At 33.2% G+C, this 16,580-nt stretch carries 13 protein-coding genes; 7 read left to right on the plus strand and 6 right to left on the minus strand.

All coding sequences use genetic code 11. The features are described 5' to 3' along the window. Positions 1–51: 51 nt before the first annotated feature. The 5 genes from uvrA to GBH57_RS05880 all read right to left on the minus strand — a co-directional run bounded on the left by uvrA (position 52) and on the right by GBH57_RS05880 (position 8,571). Positions 52–2,889, minus strand: a complete 2,838-nt coding sequence (uvrA, locus tag GBH57_RS05860; protein WP_151673147.1) for an excinuclease ABC subunit UvrA — start codon at positions 2,887–2,889, stop codon at positions 52–54. Between the two features lie 223 nt (positions 2,890–3,112). Next, the gene (locus tag GBH57_RS05865) at positions 3,113–4,918 is read right to left on the minus strand and encodes a carboxypeptidase-like regulatory domain-containing protein (RefSeq protein ID WP_151673148.1); all 1,806 of its coding nucleotides are present in this window, start codon (positions 4,916–4,918) and stop codon (positions 3,113–3,115) included. A gap of 169 nt (positions 4,919–5,087) precedes the next feature. Continuing rightward, positions 5,088–6,101, minus strand: a complete 1,014-nt coding sequence (locus GBH57_RS05870; RefSeq protein WP_151673149.1) for a hypothetical protein — start codon at positions 6,099–6,101, stop codon at positions 5,088–5,090. A gap of 176 nt (positions 6,102–6,277) precedes the next feature. Further along, a complete protein-coding gene (gene ggt, locus GBH57_RS05875) occupies positions 6,278–7,987 on the minus strand; it encodes a gamma-glutamyltransferase (RefSeq protein ID WP_151673150.1) in 1,710 nt (569 codons plus the stop codon). After that, a complete protein-coding gene (locus GBH57_RS05880; protein ID WP_151673151.1) occupies positions 7,984–8,571 on the minus strand; it encodes an acyl carrier protein phosphodiesterase in 588 nt (195 codons plus the stop codon). Before GBH57_RS05880 ends, ggt begins: the two co-directional genes overlap by 4 nt. A 193-nt stretch (positions 8,572–8,764) precedes the next feature. On the opposite strand from GBH57_RS05880, the gene glmM reads away from it, so the two are divergent. Both glmM and GBH57_RS05890 read left to right on the plus strand, forming a co-directional pair. Then, the gene (gene glmM / locus GBH57_RS05885; protein ID WP_151673152.1) at positions 8,765–10,153 is read left to right on the plus strand and encodes a phosphoglucosamine mutase; all 1,389 of its coding nucleotides are present in this window, start codon (positions 8,765–8,767) and stop codon (positions 10,151–10,153) included. Between the two features lie 63 nt (positions 10,154–10,216). Further along, positions 10,217–11,707: an aminotransferase class V-fold PLP-dependent enzyme gene (locus GBH57_RS05890; protein ID WP_151673153.1), complete on the plus strand. Its 1,491-nt coding sequence runs from the start codon at positions 10,217–10,219 to the stop codon at positions 11,705–11,707. 10 nt (positions 11,708–11,717) lie between these two features. Here GBH57_RS05890 and GBH57_RS05895 read toward each other — a convergent pair whose 3' ends face one another. Then, entirely contained in the window at positions 11,718–12,587 is an 870-nt protein-coding gene (locus GBH57_RS05895; protein WP_235904651.1) for a lysophospholipid acyltransferase family protein, read from the minus strand. Positions 12,588–12,710: 123 nt separating this feature from the next. Between GBH57_RS05895 and GBH57_RS05900 the strand changes: the two genes are divergently transcribed. From GBH57_RS05900 to GBH57_RS05920, 5 genes are all read left to right on the plus strand, one after another. After that, complete coding sequence (locus GBH57_RS05900) at positions 12,711–13,346, plus strand: rhomboid family intramembrane serine protease (RefSeq protein ID WP_151673155.1); 636 nt, start codon at positions 12,711–12,713, stop codon at positions 13,344–13,346. A gap of 74 nt (positions 13,347–13,420) precedes the next feature. Then, a complete protein-coding gene (locus tag GBH57_RS05905; RefSeq protein ID WP_151673156.1) occupies positions 13,421–14,101 on the plus strand; it encodes an SIMPL domain-containing protein in 681 nt (226 codons plus the stop codon). A gap of 103 nt (positions 14,102–14,204) precedes the next feature. After that, positions 14,205–15,449 carry a serine hydrolase domain-containing protein gene (locus GBH57_RS05910; protein ID WP_151673157.1) on the plus strand — a complete coding sequence of 415 codons (1,245 nt, stop codon included), beginning with the start codon at positions 14,205–14,207 and terminating at the stop codon, positions 15,447–15,449. Positions 15,450–15,505: 56 nt separating this feature from the next. After that, on the plus strand, positions 15,506–16,069 hold the full coding sequence (locus GBH57_RS05915; RefSeq protein ID WP_151673158.1) for a hypothetical protein: 564 nt from the start codon (positions 15,506–15,508) through the stop codon (positions 16,067–16,069). Further along, positions 16,066–16,497, plus strand: a complete 432-nt coding sequence (locus GBH57_RS05920; RefSeq protein ID WP_162851984.1) for a hypothetical protein — start codon at positions 16,066–16,068, stop codon at positions 16,495–16,497. The genes GBH57_RS05915 and GBH57_RS05920 overlap by 4 nt, the downstream gene beginning before the upstream one ends. Positions 16,498–16,580: the final 83 nt, after the last annotated feature.

Raw genomic sequence — 16,580 nt, forward strand, 5'->3', positions numbered from 1 at the left:
AATAATCTAAATTGCTTTAATATTTCAGAAGTAAACTTACTAGCTTTAAAGTTATTTACTCTTTAATTCTTTCTTTAAAAATGGGGCTGTAAACCCTTTATTTTTCTTAACTATTTGCTCTGGAGTTCCTATTGCCATAACGGTACCTCCTTTTTTCCCTCCTTCGGGACCAATATCAATTATATAATCAACCGTTTTAATTACATCTAAGTTATGTTCTATAATTAAAACAGTATTACCCTTAGAAACCAACTTTTGTAAAACAATCATTAAAACTCTAATATCCTCAAAGTGTAGTCCTGTTGTGGGCTCATCGAGTATATAAAAAGTTTGTCCTGTGTCTCTTTTTGAAAGTTCGGTTGCTAGTTTTATACGTTGCGCCTCTCCACCAGAAAGGGTTGTTGATTGTTGTCCTAAAGTAATATAACCTAAACCAACGTCTTGTATTGTTTTCAATTTACGGAAAATCTTAGGGATTGGTTCGAAAAAATCACACGCTTCATCGATGGTCATTTCAAGTACATCGTAAATGGATTTTCCTTTGTATCTAATTTCTAGAGTTTCGCGGTTAAAACGTTTCCCTTGGCAGGTTTCACATTCTACATAAACATCTGGTAAAAAGTTCATTTCAATAACCCTTAGACCGCCACCTTTACACGTTTCGCATCTACCGCCTTGTACATTAAAACTAAAACGACCAGGTTTATAACCTCTAATTAATGCTTCGGGAACTTTAGCAAATAGACTTCTTATTTCAGAAAATACTCCTGTATAAGTTGCAGGATTTGATCGAGGCGTTCTCCCAATAGGCGATTGATTAATGTCAATTACTTTGTCAATATGGTCAAGACCTTTGATTGATTTATACGGCATTGGTTTTTTAACACCGTTAAAATAATAAGCATTTAGAATAGGGTAGAGGGTTTCATTTATTAAAGTAGATTTCCCACTTCCCGAAACTCCTGTAACTCCTATCATCATTCCTAATGGAATTTTAATAGAAACATTTTTTAAGTTATTTCCTGTCGCTCCTTTCAGTTCTAAAAACGCACCATTTCCTTTTCTTCGTTCCTTTGGAATTTCTATTTCCTTTTGACCATTTAAATATTGTGCAGTAAGTGTTTTGTGTTTTAAAATTTCAGAAGGAGTTCCCTCACTTACAATTTCACCACCAAAACGACCTGCAGCTGGACCTATGTCTATTACGTAGTCTGCAGCTTCAATCATATCCTTATCGTGCTCTACAACGATCACTGAGTTACCTATATCGCGAAGTGCTACAAGTGATTGTATTAGTTTTTCATTGTCGCGTTGATGTAATCCAATACTAGGCTCATCAAGTATGTAAAGTACTCCCACAAGTTGCGAGCCTATTTGTGTGGCAAGCCTTATACGTTGTGCTTCTCCACCCGAAAGTGATTTCGAACTTCTATCTAAAGCTAAGTATGTAAGCCCAACATCAACTAAAAATTGGAGTCTAGTTTTTACTTCTTTTATAATTTCGCTTGCTATTTTAACTTGAGTTTCAGAAAGATCTTTTTCAAGATTTTCAAACCAAGCAGCAAGTTCTACCACATCCATTTGTGCTAGTTCTGCAATATTTTTACCGTTAACTTTAAAGTATAACGATTCTTTACGCAAGCGACTTCCTTCACATTCTGGACATTTAATTTTGTCCATATATTCCTTAGCCCATCTTTTTAAAGAAGTTGTTTCGCCAGCGTCAAAAGTGTTTTGAATAAAGGTTGCAACACCTTCAAAATCAATCTTGTAATTGCGAGTTATGCCTAAGGTTTTAGATTCTACATCAAATTTATCATTTCCTCCGTAGAAAATAATTTGCTGAGCATCTTTGGGGATTTTAGAAAATGGGTCTGTCAATTTAAACTTAAAACGTTGTGCAATAAGTTCAAGCTGTTTAAAAATCCAATTGTTTTTCTGTGGTCCGTGAGGAGCTAATGCTCCATTTTTAATAGACAATGAGTCGTCTGGGACAACTTTGCTAATATTTACTTCGTGCAACATCCCTAAACCTTTACAGCTAGGACACATTCCTTTAGGTGAGTTAAATGAAAAGTTATTAGGTTCTGGATTAGGGTAACTAATTCCACTTTCAGGACACATTAACGATCTACTAAAAAAACGTGCTTTATTAGAGTCGTTATCAAGTACCATCAATACATCTTCACCGTGATACATTGCTGTAACAATAGATTCCTGTAAACGTTTATCGTTGTCAGTGCCTTCACTAATTTTAAGTCTATCGATAACAATCTCTATATCGTGATTTTTATAGCGATCTACTTTCATCCCTTTAGTGATATCTACTACTACACCATCTACACGTACTTTTAGAAAGCCTTGTTTTGCAATTTGTTCAAAAAGTTCGCGATAGTGACCTTTTCTAGAGCGGATAACTGGAGCAAGGATGCTCACTTTTTTATCCATAAAATCTTCTAGAATGAGCGATTTAATTTGGTCATCGCTATAGCTCACCATTTTTTTGCCAGTGTTGTAACTATATGCATCACTTGCGCGTGCATAAAATAGGCGAAGAAAATCGTAAATTTCTGTAATGGTACCAACGGTAGAACGCGGGCTTTTGCTTGTTGTTTTTTGCTCAATGGCAATAACGGGCGATAGGCCATCAATTTTGTCTACATCTGGGCGCTCTAAGTTGCCTAAAAATTGACGGGCGTAAGCGCTAAATGTTTCAATATATCTACGTTGTCCTTCGGCATAAATGGTATCAAAGGCAAGCGAAGATTTTCCAGAGCCAGAAAGCCCTGTAATTACTACTAGTTTTTCTCTAGGTATAGTTACATCAATGTTCTTTAAATTATGAACACGAGCCCCTAAAACTTCAATAACATCTTCATTTTTTGACATAAGGTGCAAAGGTACTTAAACTGGATAAATTTTTATAGTGAGTGGTACTTCGGAAATGTTAATTTAAAAGTGAAAATTTAAGTATAAATTATTAGCACTTCGTTGATTATCGAAAATGAATTTTTATAAGATTTACTTACTTCGATTGAACAATAATCACCTATAGAAACCCTCTGTTCAATGAAACTGCAGAGGGTTTGTTTTTTTACTATTTCCGAAGGGATTAAAAGGATCTAATGATACTCATAGTGCCAGTTACTTCCTGTGTTTCATTAAATTCATCAACATAGGTTCCTGCGTAAGTTACTTCAATAAACTCATCAATTTCACCAAACTCTAATAAGTTAAATGTGATGTTGTGCTCAAAATAATCTGAATGAAAAAAATGAGTTGAATCAAGATAAAATTCGAATAAAACTCCTTCATCATTTGAGTTATATACTCCTAGTTCATTTGACGGGAGCGTTAAATACATATTTAAATGATCATCAATATAATGTTTTGTCCACATGGAGAATCCATTAGGATTTGGTGTTACATAATTTAAATTAGAATCAAATCCTTGAGATATGTCCTCAAGTACAATTGAGAAATATCCTGTTGGCTCCGGCGGCTCAATGCACGCTTCTGTAATTTCAATGATTGTAACAGGGTCTGTGAATTCACCTGTGTAAATTTGTGAGGTTTGACCAGTGTCGTAATTATAACCGTGATAAGCAAAGTTTAAATTAACGTCATCTAGGCACCTAATTATTGTGGTATTAAAATTACCATCAACAACATTTGCACTAGTGAACACACCATTATTATAGATACGAACATAGCCATTTACTATAGGGATGTTTTCACATCCAGTAAATTGACCTTCTATAGTTTCTATGCTAAGTATTGTGTCATCTGGTAACTCAATTCCAGTCAAATTTATTTCTGTGTCTGAGGTATATGGTCCTATCGATTGAATTGGTAATGATTCGTTAATACAATATCCATTAAAAAATATTTGATAAGTTAAATTCTGATTTGCAGGAACAAATCCACGTATCTGACCTAAAGAATTTGTTGTCGCATAACGAAAACCATGGAATTCACTACCAATCATTACAAAAATGTCTGCAAATGGTTGATTAAGAACATCAAATACATTGACTGTCAGTAGAATTTTTTCCACTGGTATATCAAAATTCCAAAACGAAAAATGCGATACAGTACCCACATATCTATCTCCTTGCAGAGTTGCTTCGCCATCTTCCACCCAAAAGCCATGTTCCTCATTAAAATACCATAAAGGGATTGTTTGAGGTGCGTTTACTAATAAGGACTGTGAAACTGGTACTGTAATTTCTGCGGTAGTTCCTGCGGCTAGGTTTAAGTCTTCACCATTGGACCCTGTTAATTCTACTGCTAACATTCCCATTGTTACTAAGCCTCTTTCTTGTCCCTGAGCATCTTGTGCGTAGAGCATTCCGGGCATTTGATCTTGTGTTTCTGGTGCTGCCGCGTCAAGATGATGGAGGGTTACTTTAACAGTTCCGTTATATGCTTCGCCATTTTCTTTAACGTATGCTCCTTGCAGTGCAACCGCTGCACCGTTTGAAAGGCTAATAGTTTCAACGGTGCCGCTCTGTGTAGTTGCAGTGGTATTTTTAGGTAGCATGGTGATTTTTACTTGGTTTGTTCCATCAGTAGGAACCACGCTGCGCGATGCATCAATAAAACCTATTTTTTGTGCTTTGATATATCCAAAACGTTCAAAAACTTGCGCGTTGTTAATAATGAAAACGCCATTATCATCAGTCCTTACTTCATCATTACCAATGGTTATTTTCACATTCACTAACGGGCTTCCATTAATATCTGCAACAGTGCCTAAAAAGTTTCTTTGGATAGTTGCACCAAAGTTTTGGGCAATAACTGGGTCCACTTTTTGACTGTTATTTGTGCTGGTATCAGCATTAAATTCATCATCGTTAAAACAACTGGTTACTAGTAATAATGAGAGTACTGGGACTAAGTATTTTAATAGTTTCATAATAATACAATTTGTACCCAGATTGAGAAAATGGGTTGGTTATGTTCATAATACAAATTGTAAGGCCTTACATATTTAAAACAAGTGAGTTCTTGTTTTACCACTTTTAATTTTTCTTTTTGGTTGAATTAAAAAGAAATTGCATCCTCAATTTAATAAATAATAATTGCTAGGAATTTATATTCTTGAGTAGAAAAGGATAGATCGTAAGTGTGAAGAAAAATAAGATGCTTATTACAAATGAAATACTAAAAAGTAAAACAATACTAGGTAATTGAAAAAGAACAAATAAAAGTGGAAGCATTACTCCAAGAGCAATTATTGCTGCAAATATGGTAAATAGGAATTGTAGTGTTCCAGGAACAAACCTTTTAGTGACAGTACTTTGTTGGTGTAGTTTAGGTAGTAGATTTTTATTAATATATTCTCCTAGTTTAGAGAAAAAAACTTCATTAAATGATGAGTCTTCAAAGGCCTCTTTATCTAATGAAACTGCTAAATTCATAATTTTATCTTGATGTCTTTCAAAAACATTTTCAATGTCTAATGCATTTTTATAGGAGCCGAATTTGTACCCAAAGTAATACCACAAACCTGAACCAACTTTATGTTCAATCCATTTTTCAATGATATCTTTTTTGAAGTATTCTGGGACTGTTATTATGGTTGGAATTTTTTTCTGTCTAGGTTCAGTCATTAATAGTGACTTTAACTCTAGATAAAGAATTTCGGTTTCTGCATAGTTGCGTTTTTCTTCAAGAAACTCAATTGCTAGCTTAGATTTTCCTTTATAGTATTCCTTAACTTCAAAAAAGGTTAAACCTTCATATTCCTCATCAATATACTCTTTAACTCCTGGAAGCCATAGCTTACTAGTTAAAAGGGTATCGGCAATTTCTCTAACAATATTCATTTTCTCAACAAGACCATGTGTTTTGTCTGAACTTGTATTTCGTATTTTTTGAACAATAAAAACAGAGAAAAATAAATAAGAAAGTATTGAAAATGCTATGAATCCACTAATGCCAATAAATATACCGATGTAAGAATTGAGCATTATTACAAACTCAGTTGAAGCAATACTCTTTTTCCAAAGTAAAAATGTTAATCCAAAACATAGTAACCCAGAAAGCATCATTGGAATAATGATGTGTAGATTTTTAGATGTTTTGCTTTTGCTCATGAAATGAACACTATAAATTGCTAAAGTCCCTAAGAATTAATTCTTAAATGAACTATAGTTTTTAGTGAGATGTTCAAACATAAAACAATTTGTAGTATTTGTCCTACAAAGAGTGTGGGAAAAATAAACAATTCGATTAAGTGTGTATAATTGAGTTTAACTACCTAATGAGTTTGTTAATAGCCAATTGCTGTGTCGTCTCCACGTTTGTCCGCACCACCTTCGTAAGTACCGTCTTTTAGTTTTAATATACCGTCAACTTTACCAATTACTGGAGCATTTATTTCATCAATAGTATAGCCTTTGGTTTCAAGATTTTTTAGCATTTCGGCATTAAAACTATTGGGTTCAAATTGTATAATATCTGGTAGCCATTGATGATGAAAACGAGGAGCGTTTACAGCATCTTGCATAGACATATCATATTCATAGACGTTTAAAATTGTTTGTAAAACCGATGTGATGATTGTAGATCCTCCGGGAGTTCCCACACTCATCCAGAAATCACCATCTTTTTCTACTATTGTTGGCGTCATAGAACTTAGCATTCGTTTTTGTGGTTCAATTGCATTTGCTGCACCGCCTATTAAGCCAAACATATTAGGTGTACCTGGTTTTGCGCTGAAATCGTCCATTTCATTATTGAGAAAAAAACCAAGGTCGCTTACATATAATTTAGAACCAAAGGCTGCATTTAATGTCGTGGTTACCGCTATAGCATTTCCGAAGGAATCAACAATAGAGTAATGGGTAGTTTCCATACTTTCATAACCTGAGAGTTCGCCGTTTGAAACCTCTTCAGAAGGCGTTGCTTTATCAAATGAAACGCTAGCCATTCTATTTAATAAATACGAACTACTAATTAGTGTGTCAATGGGAATGTCGATATAGTCTGGATCACCCAAAAAGTGGCTTCTATCTGCGTATGCTCTACGTTCTGCTTCGGTGATAATTTGTATAGATTTTTCAGTATTGTGTCCAAAAGATTTTAAATTGTAAGGTTCAATACTTTTTAAAATTTGTGCTAAACAAATACCGCCGCTTGATGGTGGAGACATAGAAATAACCTTTAAATTTTTGTATTGAAAAATTACAGGATCACGCCATTCAGCCTCATATGCAGCTAGATCTGCCATTGTAATAATACTTTCTTTTTTGGTTAAGAAAGACACTAGTTTTTCGCCAATTTCACCAGCATAAAAAGCTTTTCGGCCTTCATCTATTAAAGCTTGTAAAGTATTAGCTAGTGCTTCGTTTTTAAAAACGTCGCCCTCGTTATATGTTTTTGTATAGATAGATTCCTCCTTATTCACATCTTTAAAAACAGGAGCATATTTATTAAATCTAATAGCTTGGTCTTTTGTTATTTTAAAACCATTTCTAGCTAGAGAAACAACTGGAGTTAAAATATCGTAAATAGGTAGTGTTCCAAACTTTTCGTGCGCTGCAAAAATCCCTGCAACAGTTCCAGGAACTCCTACGGCAAGACCACCTACTTTACTTTTTTCTTGTAAATAGGTTCCAGTTTCATCAAGGTACATATCTCTCGATGCTTTTATAGGGGCTTTTTCTCTGTAATCTAATGCGCCTAATTCTCCATAAGTGGTTCTATACACCATAAAACCACCACCACCTAGATTACCTGCGTAAGGATAACAAACAGCGAGTGCCATTTCAGTAGCAACCATGGCATCAAAAGCATTGCCTCCTTTTTTCATGATATCAGCTCCTATTTTAGAAGCTTCTTCTCGAGCTGAAACTACCATCGCTTTTTCAGCAATTAAACCTACTTGTGGGGTTTTCGCCTTTTCGAATTTTTTAGGTGTTTCTTTACAATTTGTGAGTAAAAAGAGTGAAATGCAGACTAAAAGGAGTGATTTTCTCATTGTAATGTCTCTAGTTTGTTTTTAGAGTATGCGATAAGTTCTTCAAAAAAAGTGGTGAATTCTTCTTCAAATTCTTCATAGAATTCTTCTAATTCAAGTACGGCAAAATTCATTTTACTAACCCCTTTTGTACGTACGTTCATTCCCTTTAAAATTTTACTTATTCCTGGGATAGTTGCGTAGCTTAGTAACCAGTTATCACTAGTCATATAAGGCATCATTCGTTGTATACGTGTTGGTAAAGTTTGGTAATTGTCGTGTAATAATTCGTAAAAATCGTCAACAAACTCTTCTAATGGCTGTGGATGATATTTATTCCAATTTTTAGCTAGGAAATGATCGTACAAAATGTCTACAATAACACCACTGTAGTGACCATAGTTTTTATGCAATCGTTTAGTACTTTGTCGTACTACATAATGGGCATCAGTATAGCTGTCAATAGCACGATGGAGTAAAATACCTTGTTGTATTTTCTTCGGAAATTTTAAATATTTTTTTCCTTTAATTCCATCAGCAATAAAATTGCCAATAATTACTTGGTCGTCTTCGCCAGATAAATAGATGTGTGCTAGAAAGTTCATTTCGTAAAATTACAAATTTTGAAGTCAGAATTTTAGCTTTAAAAAAAGTATATTTGTCAAGGTTGTTGAGGAGTGTTATTTTTACTTCAGCACCTTTAAACCCTATCATTTCAATGGGTTACTATTATTGAAGCGGCTTGTAGAAACCGATAGAGGTATTTTTTAAATTATTAAAATTTCAGATTAAAAATATATGACGTTAATTAAATCGATTTCAGGAATTAGAGGAACTATTGGTGGTACTCAAGGTGATAATTTAACACCTATAGATGCGGTGAAATATGCAGCAGCCTATGGTGCTTGGGTTAAGCAACAAAGAAATAAAGATGAGTATAGAGTAGTAGTAGGTCGTGATGCTAGAATAAGTGGTTCGATGATGCAGCAACTTGTAATGAACACCCTTGTTGGAATGGGGATTCATGTAATTGATCTAGATTTATCCACAACGCCCACTGTTGAGATGGCTGTAATGATGGAGCACGCAGACGGAGGAATTATTTTAACAGCAAGTCATAATCCAAAACAATGGAATGCTCTTAAACTTTTAAATAATAAAGGTGAATTTTTAAATGCTGATGCTGGACAAGAAATTCTTGATCTTGCAGAAAATGCAGACTTAGAATTTGCTGAAGTTGATGACTTAGGAGAAATACACAGAAACGATGCCTATATCGATCTTCATATTGATGAAATTTTACAATTAGATTTAGTTAATAAAGAAGCTATTGAAAAAGCCAACTTAAAAGTTGTTGTTGACGGTGTTAATTCAACTGGAGGAATAGCTATTCCTTTGTTATTAGAAGCTTTAGGTGTACAGTCCGTAAAATTATATTGTAATCCTACGGGCGAATTTCCACACAACCCTGAACCTTTGAAAGAGCATTTAGGAGATTTAATGGAAATGGTAAAAGATGAAAATGCTGATTTTGGAATTGTTGTAGATCCTGATGTTGATCGTCTTGCTTTTGTTGACGAAAATGGAGATATGTTTGGTGAAGAATATACATTAGTAGCTGTTGCAGATTATGTATTACAACATACTCCAGGAAATACAGTTTCAAATATGTCATCATCCAGAGCTTTACGCGATATAACTAGAAAAAGAGGAGGAGCGTATACAGCAAGTGCAGTAGGTGAAGTGAATGTTGTACAAATGATGAAAGATACTAATGCAGTAATTGGAGGTGAAGGAAATGGAGGAATTATTTATCCTGAATTACATTATGGACGTGATAGCCTTGTTGGTGTCGCTTTGTTTTTAAGTTATCTAGCTGATGTTAAAATGAGTGTAAGTGCATTACGTAAAACGTATTCACCTTATTTTATGAGTAAAAAGAAAATTCAATTGACGCCACAGATAAACGTGGATGAAATTTTAAAAGGAATGGCTTCTAAATATGCAAATGAAGAAGTAAATACTATTGACGGTGTTAAAATTGACTTTGCTGAAAATTGGGTTCACTTACGTAAATCTAATACTGAACCAATTATACGTATATATACTGAAGCTGCAACTCAAGAAGCTGCTGATACATTGGCCGATGCTATCATCCTTGAAATTAAGGCAATTGCGGGCATTTAATATTTTAAGCAACATAAACATATACTGTTATAAAGATATAATGCTTGTAAATAACTAAGAATCATGGGACTAACTAACCAACTCACTAAAACTAAACTGGAATGCTATTTTGAGCCTTTCAGAAATAACATTCTGGGTATTAATCAAAAGTTTGAATCTCCTTACGGTACTCAAAATTTAATATATTCAGATTGGACTGCTAGTGGTAGGTTATATAGTCCTATTGAAGATAAAATGCTTAAACTTTTTGGTCCTTTTGTAGCAAATACACATACTGAGACAACAGTGAGTGGTACTACAATGACCAAAGCTTATAAAGAAGCGAGAACTATTATTAAAAAACACCTTAATGCATATGAAGATGATGTTTTAATTACTTGTGGTTCAGGTATGACAGGTGTAGTTAACAAGTTTCAACGCATACTTGGTTTAAAAGTTCCTGAAGGATTGAAACAATTTACTCAAATTCCAGATGCCATTCGTCCAGTTGTATTTGTTACTCATATGGAGCATCATAGTAATCAAACATCTTGGTTAGAAACTATAGCTAAGGTTGAGGTTATTCCTTGCGATAATGAAGGGCTATTTTGCTTAAAAGAATTTAAAGAATTATTAGAAAAATATAAAGATCATCCATATAAAATAGCGTCTATTACAAGTTGTTCTAATGTAACAGGAATAAAAACGCCTTACCACGAAGTTGCTGCATTAATGCATCAATCAAACGGTTTATGTTTTGTTGATTTTGCCTGTTCCGCACCTTACATTGATATTGATATGCATCCAGAAAATCCTGATGCATATTTAGATGCTGTTTTTCTTTCTCCTCATAAATTTTTAGGAGGTCCAGGAACAAGTGGTGTTTTAGTTTTTAATAAAAAATTATATAAAAATTTAGTGCCAGATTGTCCAGGGGGAGGGACTGTAAGTTGGACTACACCTTGGGGTACTCACAAATTTATTGATAATATTGAAGAACGTGAAGATGGTGGAACGCCAGGTTTTTTACAGGTTATAAGAACATCATTAGCAATCAAACTAAAAGAGCAAATGGGTGTGCAAAATATACTCGATCGCGAACACGAGTTGCTTGATATACTTTTTAGTAGGTTAGGACCACATAATAATATTTCAATACTTGCAGGTGACACAAAAGATAGGTTAGGAGTTTTCTCATTTACTATTGCAAATCTTCATCACGATTTAACAGTACAAATGCTTAATGATCGTTTTGGGATTCAGTCGAGAGGTGGTTGTAGTTGTGCAGGAACTTATGGACATTATTTATTAGAAATAGATCAACAAAAATCTGACGAAATTATTGACTTGATGGGTAGAGGGGAATTACTTCTAAAGCCAGGTTGGGTTAGAGTATCAATACATCCTACAACTTCAACAGAAGAGGCTCAATATATATGCGATAGTATTATCGCTATTGCAGATAATAGTGAGCAATGGAAAGAAGATTATAATTACGAAAAAGGAACCTACACACACAAACAAGCTACAGAAAATACGGCAAGTGTATTAACAGATTCTTGGTTTGAATTTTAGAAACGAAGTATTACGCTCGTAATTTCCATCGTTTGTGTGACCATAAATATAACTCTGGAGTGTCTCTAATTTGAGATTCTAGTTTGTCAAAAAACATCCTAGTTATTTCAAAGTTTTCAAAGTCATTTGGTGTGTTTGTAATGGTCTCGAAAGTAGCTGTGTAATAGCCGCGTTTTACTTTTTCTACTTTTAAGTAGAGACAAGCGAAATCTAATTTTTTAGCAAGTTCTTCGGTTCCTGTGAAAACAGGTACATTAGTACCCATAAAAGTATCACGATGTTTGTAAGCACCTTGTTTAGGAGTTTGGTCAGACAGAATATATGTTAACGTTAAATTACCTTTTTTCATTTTGCGATAAAGCATAGGTACAACAGCTCTATTAGAAACTATAATTCCACCAAAACGTTCTCTAATATTTTTTACAACATCATCAATTTGTTTATTTCTTAAAGGTTTATAAACGGCATGTGCTTGGTGTTGCATCATTTTGTTGAGAATACCACTCCATTCCCAGTTTCCATAATGTCCTGCCATTAGTAAGACACTTTTTTCTTGTGCATAAAGTGTAGTTAAAATTTCGATATTTTTTACGTCAAAACGCTTTCTAATTTCTTTTTCTGGTATAGTGATGCTCTTTATAGTTTCGACTAGCATATCGCATAATTGTTTAAAGAACTTTTTTTGAATTCTTAAAATTTCAGCTTTGCTCTTTAGGGGAAATGCTAATTCTAGATTTTCTCTAACAACTTTTTTACGGTAGCCTAAAATATAATATGCAATAAAAAAGATAATGTCACTCTTGATGTAGAGTAACCACATTGGCAGCAACGATATGAGCCATAAAAGTGGATATATGATATAATAAAGAAGTCGATGCATAGTACTACTTTGAGCAAAACTAGGTATTTTTAGGGCAATTATAATAAAAAATTGGAGTAGGATTTTATTTTATATGTAACCTCGTGGTAAACACGACTTTTTAATAAACAAACACAACTATTTATGTTGAATATGAATATTGCAACCATAGTAATAATAGTAGCTAACGTACTAATTTCTATTAAAGGTTTTAATGATTTTGAATTTTTTGAGAAGTATAAATTTAATGTCGGCGCCATAAAAAGAGGTGAGCAAATAAGGATGATTACTTCCGGTTTTTTGCACGCTAATTTTAATCATTTATTGTTTAATATGTTGACGTTGTTCTTTTTTGCACCTATAGTTATAGCGTATTTAGGAACAGTTATTTTTGTTATTATCTACTTAGCATCTCTTGCTTTAGGGAGTATAGTATCGCTTTATTTTCATCAAAAAGAATATAATTATAGTGCTATAGGTGCGAGTGGAGCAGTAATGGGAATATTATATTCGGCAATATTGTTTGAGCCTATGATGCGAATTAATTTTATTATCCCTGCCTGGGTTTTTGGAATAGGATATTTAGGATACTCTGTTTGGGCAATGAAACAAAATAGTGATAACGTGGGTCACGATGCGCATATAGGTGGTGCAATAGGCGGATACATACTTACAATTGCATTTGCTCCATCATTACTACAAACTAGTTTATGGCTTGTAGGTGTTTTAGCATTACCTGTAATTGTACTTTTTGTGATGCACAAGTCAGGAAAAATATAACAAAATAGGTTTTTACATTTATAAGAAATCGTCTTGGTACGAAACTTGTTTTATTTGAATTAAAAATAATAATTATGAAAACATTTATCACTAGCATTTTTATGCTACTTACACTAAGCATTATGGCACAACAACAAGAAAGACCAACCGTAGATGTTACTGGCGAAGGTATAGTTTACATTACACCAGATCAGGTAACCGTAAAGGTTCGTGTTGAAAATACTGGGCGTGATCCTAAAACAGTTAAATTAGAAAATGATCGCATTGTCAGTCAGGTTTTTTCTGCAATTAAGAAATTAAAAATTGAGGATAAAGACGTACAAACTGATTATATACGCCTTAATAAAAATTACGAGTACAATACAAAATCATATAATTACGCAGCAAACCAGTCTATAGCAATTCGCTTAAAGGATTTGTCTAAGTATGAAGCATTAATGGACGGGTTATTAGAAAGTGGAATAAACCGTATTGACGGTGTGATTTTCGCTTCTTCTAATGAAGATGCATTAAAATCTGAAGCTAGAGTTAAGGCAATGCGTAATGCTAAAGAAAAAGCAGAAACTTACGCAGGGGTGTTATCTCAACAAATAGGTAAAGCACTTAAAATATCGGAATTTCAACAAACAAATAATACTCAACCTATGTATCGTGCAATGGCAATGGATACTGAAATGTCTGGAGGACAACAAACTATAGCTCCCGGTGAAATGGAAATAAGAGTTAGAGTTAATGTAAGTTTTGAGTTGCTATAGTAACCCTTATTTAATTTGTAAATTAGCAGGATAATCAATAACAGTAATGTTTGGTTATCCTGTTTTTTTATAGAATACGCGTAACTTTCTAAATGCATCATTGATGAAAATATTTAAAAACATTGCTTTAATATGTATAGCACTATTATTATGGACAGCTTTTATTGGTTATGGGTTTACTAATGGTTTTTTGCTAAAACCTATTACTTCTAAAAAAACTTCAGAAGCATTTATTGAAGCTACCAATGAAAAAATTTCTAATGAATTTGTTGGAAATTTAGCGATGGTTTTAATTGAAGATGGAAAAGTCTCAAAGGATTTTTATTATTCGATTGATCAACCTGTAACTGAAAATACATTATTTCCAGTGGCGTCAATAAGTAAATGGGTAACTTCTTTTGGGGTTTTGAAATTGGTTGAACAAGGTAAAATAGATTTAGATAAACCTGTTGACGAATATCTTTCTAGATGGCACTTGCCTAAAAGTGAATATGATAATACTAAAGTAACCGTTAGAAAATTGCTTTCACATTCGTCTGGTTTAGTAGATGATCTTGGTTATGGGGGTTTTGATATTGACCAAAAAGTTCAAACCCTTGAGGAATCTTTAACAAAAGCAAGTGATGCACCTTATTCAGAAGGTATTGCAAAAGTAGGTTATGAACCAGGAACTAAGTATATGTACTCAGGAGCAGCTTATACACTGTTGCAGTTGCTAATTGAAGAGGTTAGTGGTACACCATTTAAAGAATATATGGCGAAAGAAGTTTTTGAACCTTTACAAATGGAACAATCAACGTTTGCTTTAGATGAAAAACCAGATTTAGAACGTGCTCATATTTATAAAGATGATGGTGCTACTAGAACCCCAAGGAAATTTACAGCACTTGCAGCAGCTTCATTATTTACTTCAACATCAGATCTATCAAAATTTTTAATAGCAAGTGTTACAAGTAACAATGTTTTATCAGCAGATATGATTAAAAAAATGAGTGTTTCAGAAACGTTCATTAATAATATAGGAGTTTATGGATTGGGTCCACATTTATACAGTCAAAATGATTCTAACTCTAAAATAATTGGTCACGATGGGAGTGGTAATAATGCTTTAAATACAGCAGCTAGAATAGATCTTGTTTCTAAAGATGGGATTATAGTTTTAGAAACAGGGAATCATTCTATGGCTTCTTCTATTGCAGACGAATGGATTTTTTGGAAAGCTGGTATTGCCGATTATGTTGTAATGCAGCGAAACAAAACTTATATCTTAACACTATTAATAATTGGCTTTGTAATTATTGTATCATTTTCAGTTTTTATTATTAGAAAGAAAAAATTAATATCTTAAAAAGGTGTGACGAGTTATTTAATAGCTTTGTTGTTACTAAATTGTAAAATTTAATAATGAAATTACATAAAACCATTCGGTTTTTTATGGTTGTACTAGTGTTGTTAATGCAAGTTGTTTTCTTAGCGTTAATAATAAAAAGTAAGTATGAAACTAATAACTTTATTTCAATATTATTAATAGTACTTATTACGTTAATAATTATAGCAACACATCAATATTTAGATTTACATCACGATGAGTATTCTTATGAAAAAATTACCGTAGTTGTTTGGGTTCCTATTGGAGCTGTAATTTGTTATTTATTAAACATTCACACAGATTTTGGAAGTGTTTTATCTGCTGGTATTGTTGGTACATTAGCTTCTTTTATTCCGCTATTAAATAAGAAATCAATTTACTTATCTAAGTTGCCATCTGCTATATATTGTGGCGTATTTGTAGGGATGTCTAGTGTGGAAGTTTCACCTTCAATTAAATTTGTAGTGATTGCAGGAATTATAGCAGGAATAGTTTATTTATTATCTAAAAACTTATTTGTTGGGTTAGGAGGAAAGCTAGGTACAATTGCTTTTGTAAGTGTAGGTGTCGTTACTTTATTTAATTGGTTTTTGTCATGAATACTATTATTATCATCCTAACAGGAATTTTAGGAGCAGCACTTACTTTTTATGTAAGTAAGCATCTAAAGCAAGGACCAGTAAGGGCATCAGCATTACTATCGCTTATTGTTGGTCTGTTTTTTTATACTTTCCCAGAGCTCTTAAATATATATTTAACTCAAAATATACCTATTGTATTTATAGGAACCTCGTTTGTAGGTATGGTTTCTTCAAAAGCAAAGGGAAACATAATTCAAATAGCGTTAGCAGGGTTACTATTCAGTATTATTTACATGAATAAAAGCGAACTGTTTATAGGTTATGGTGGCGCTTTAGGAGCACTAGCTTTAATTTCATTTCTAACAACTTTGGGCTTTTCGATTATGTTTTCAAAGAAAATAGATTTTAAAAAAGTGATATCAAGTTTTCGAAAAAAGAGAGAATAATTTTAATAGTTCTATTTCTATTTAGCCGAAATATTAATCAATTAAAAACCAGTCATAAACTAACAATTTTTTTAATAATTTAG

The sequence above is a fragment of the Patiriisocius marinus genome, assembly GCF_008974325.1.
Taxonomy (GTDB): domain Bacteria; phylum Bacteroidota; class Bacteroidia; order Flavobacteriales; family Flavobacteriaceae; genus Patiriisocius; species Patiriisocius marinus.

Coding starts and splice junctions, on each gene's coding strand:
- GBH57_RS05865 (WP_151673148.1), bottom strand. CDS start 4,918: ATGAAACTATTAAAATACTTAGTCCCAGTACTCTCATTATTACTAGTA.
- GBH57_RS05895 (WP_235904651.1), bottom strand. CDS start 12,587: ATGCATCGACTTCTTTATTATATCATATATCCACTTTTATGGCTCATA.
- GBH57_RS05880 (WP_151673151.1), bottom strand. CDS start 8,571: ATGAACTTTCTAGCACACATCTATTTATCTGGCGAAGACGACCAAGTA.
- GBH57_RS05920 (WP_162851984.1), top strand. CDS start 16,066: ATGAATACTATTATTATCATCCTAACAGGAATTTTAGGAGCAGCACTT.
- GBH57_RS05890 (WP_151673153.1), top strand. CDS start 10,217: ATGGGACTAACTAACCAACTCACTAAAACTAAACTGGAATGCTATTTT.
- GBH57_RS05915 (WP_151673158.1), top strand. CDS start 15,506: ATGAAATTACATAAAACCATTCGGTTTTTTATGGTTGTACTAGTGTTG.
- GBH57_RS05900 (WP_151673155.1), top strand. CDS start 12,711: ATGTTGAATATGAATATTGCAACCATAGTAATAATAGTAGCTAACGTA.
- GBH57_RS05910 (WP_151673157.1), top strand. CDS start 14,205: ATGAAAATATTTAAAAACATTGCTTTAATATGTATAGCACTATTATTA.
- glmM (WP_151673152.1), top strand. CDS start 8,765: ATGACGTTAATTAAATCGATTTCAGGAATTAGAGGAACTATTGGTGGT.
- uvrA (WP_151673147.1), bottom strand. CDS start 2,889: ATGTCAAAAAATGAAGATGTTATTGAAGTTTTAGGGGCTCGTGTTCAT.
- GBH57_RS05905 (WP_151673156.1), top strand. CDS start 13,421: ATGAAAACATTTATCACTAGCATTTTTATGCTACTTACACTAAGCATT.
- GBH57_RS05870 (WP_151673149.1), bottom strand. CDS start 6,101: ATGAGCAAAAGCAAAACATCTAAAAATCTACACATCATTATTCCAATG.
- ggt (WP_151673150.1), bottom strand. CDS start 7,987: ATGAGAAAATCACTCCTTTTAGTCTGCATTTCACTCTTTTTACTCACA.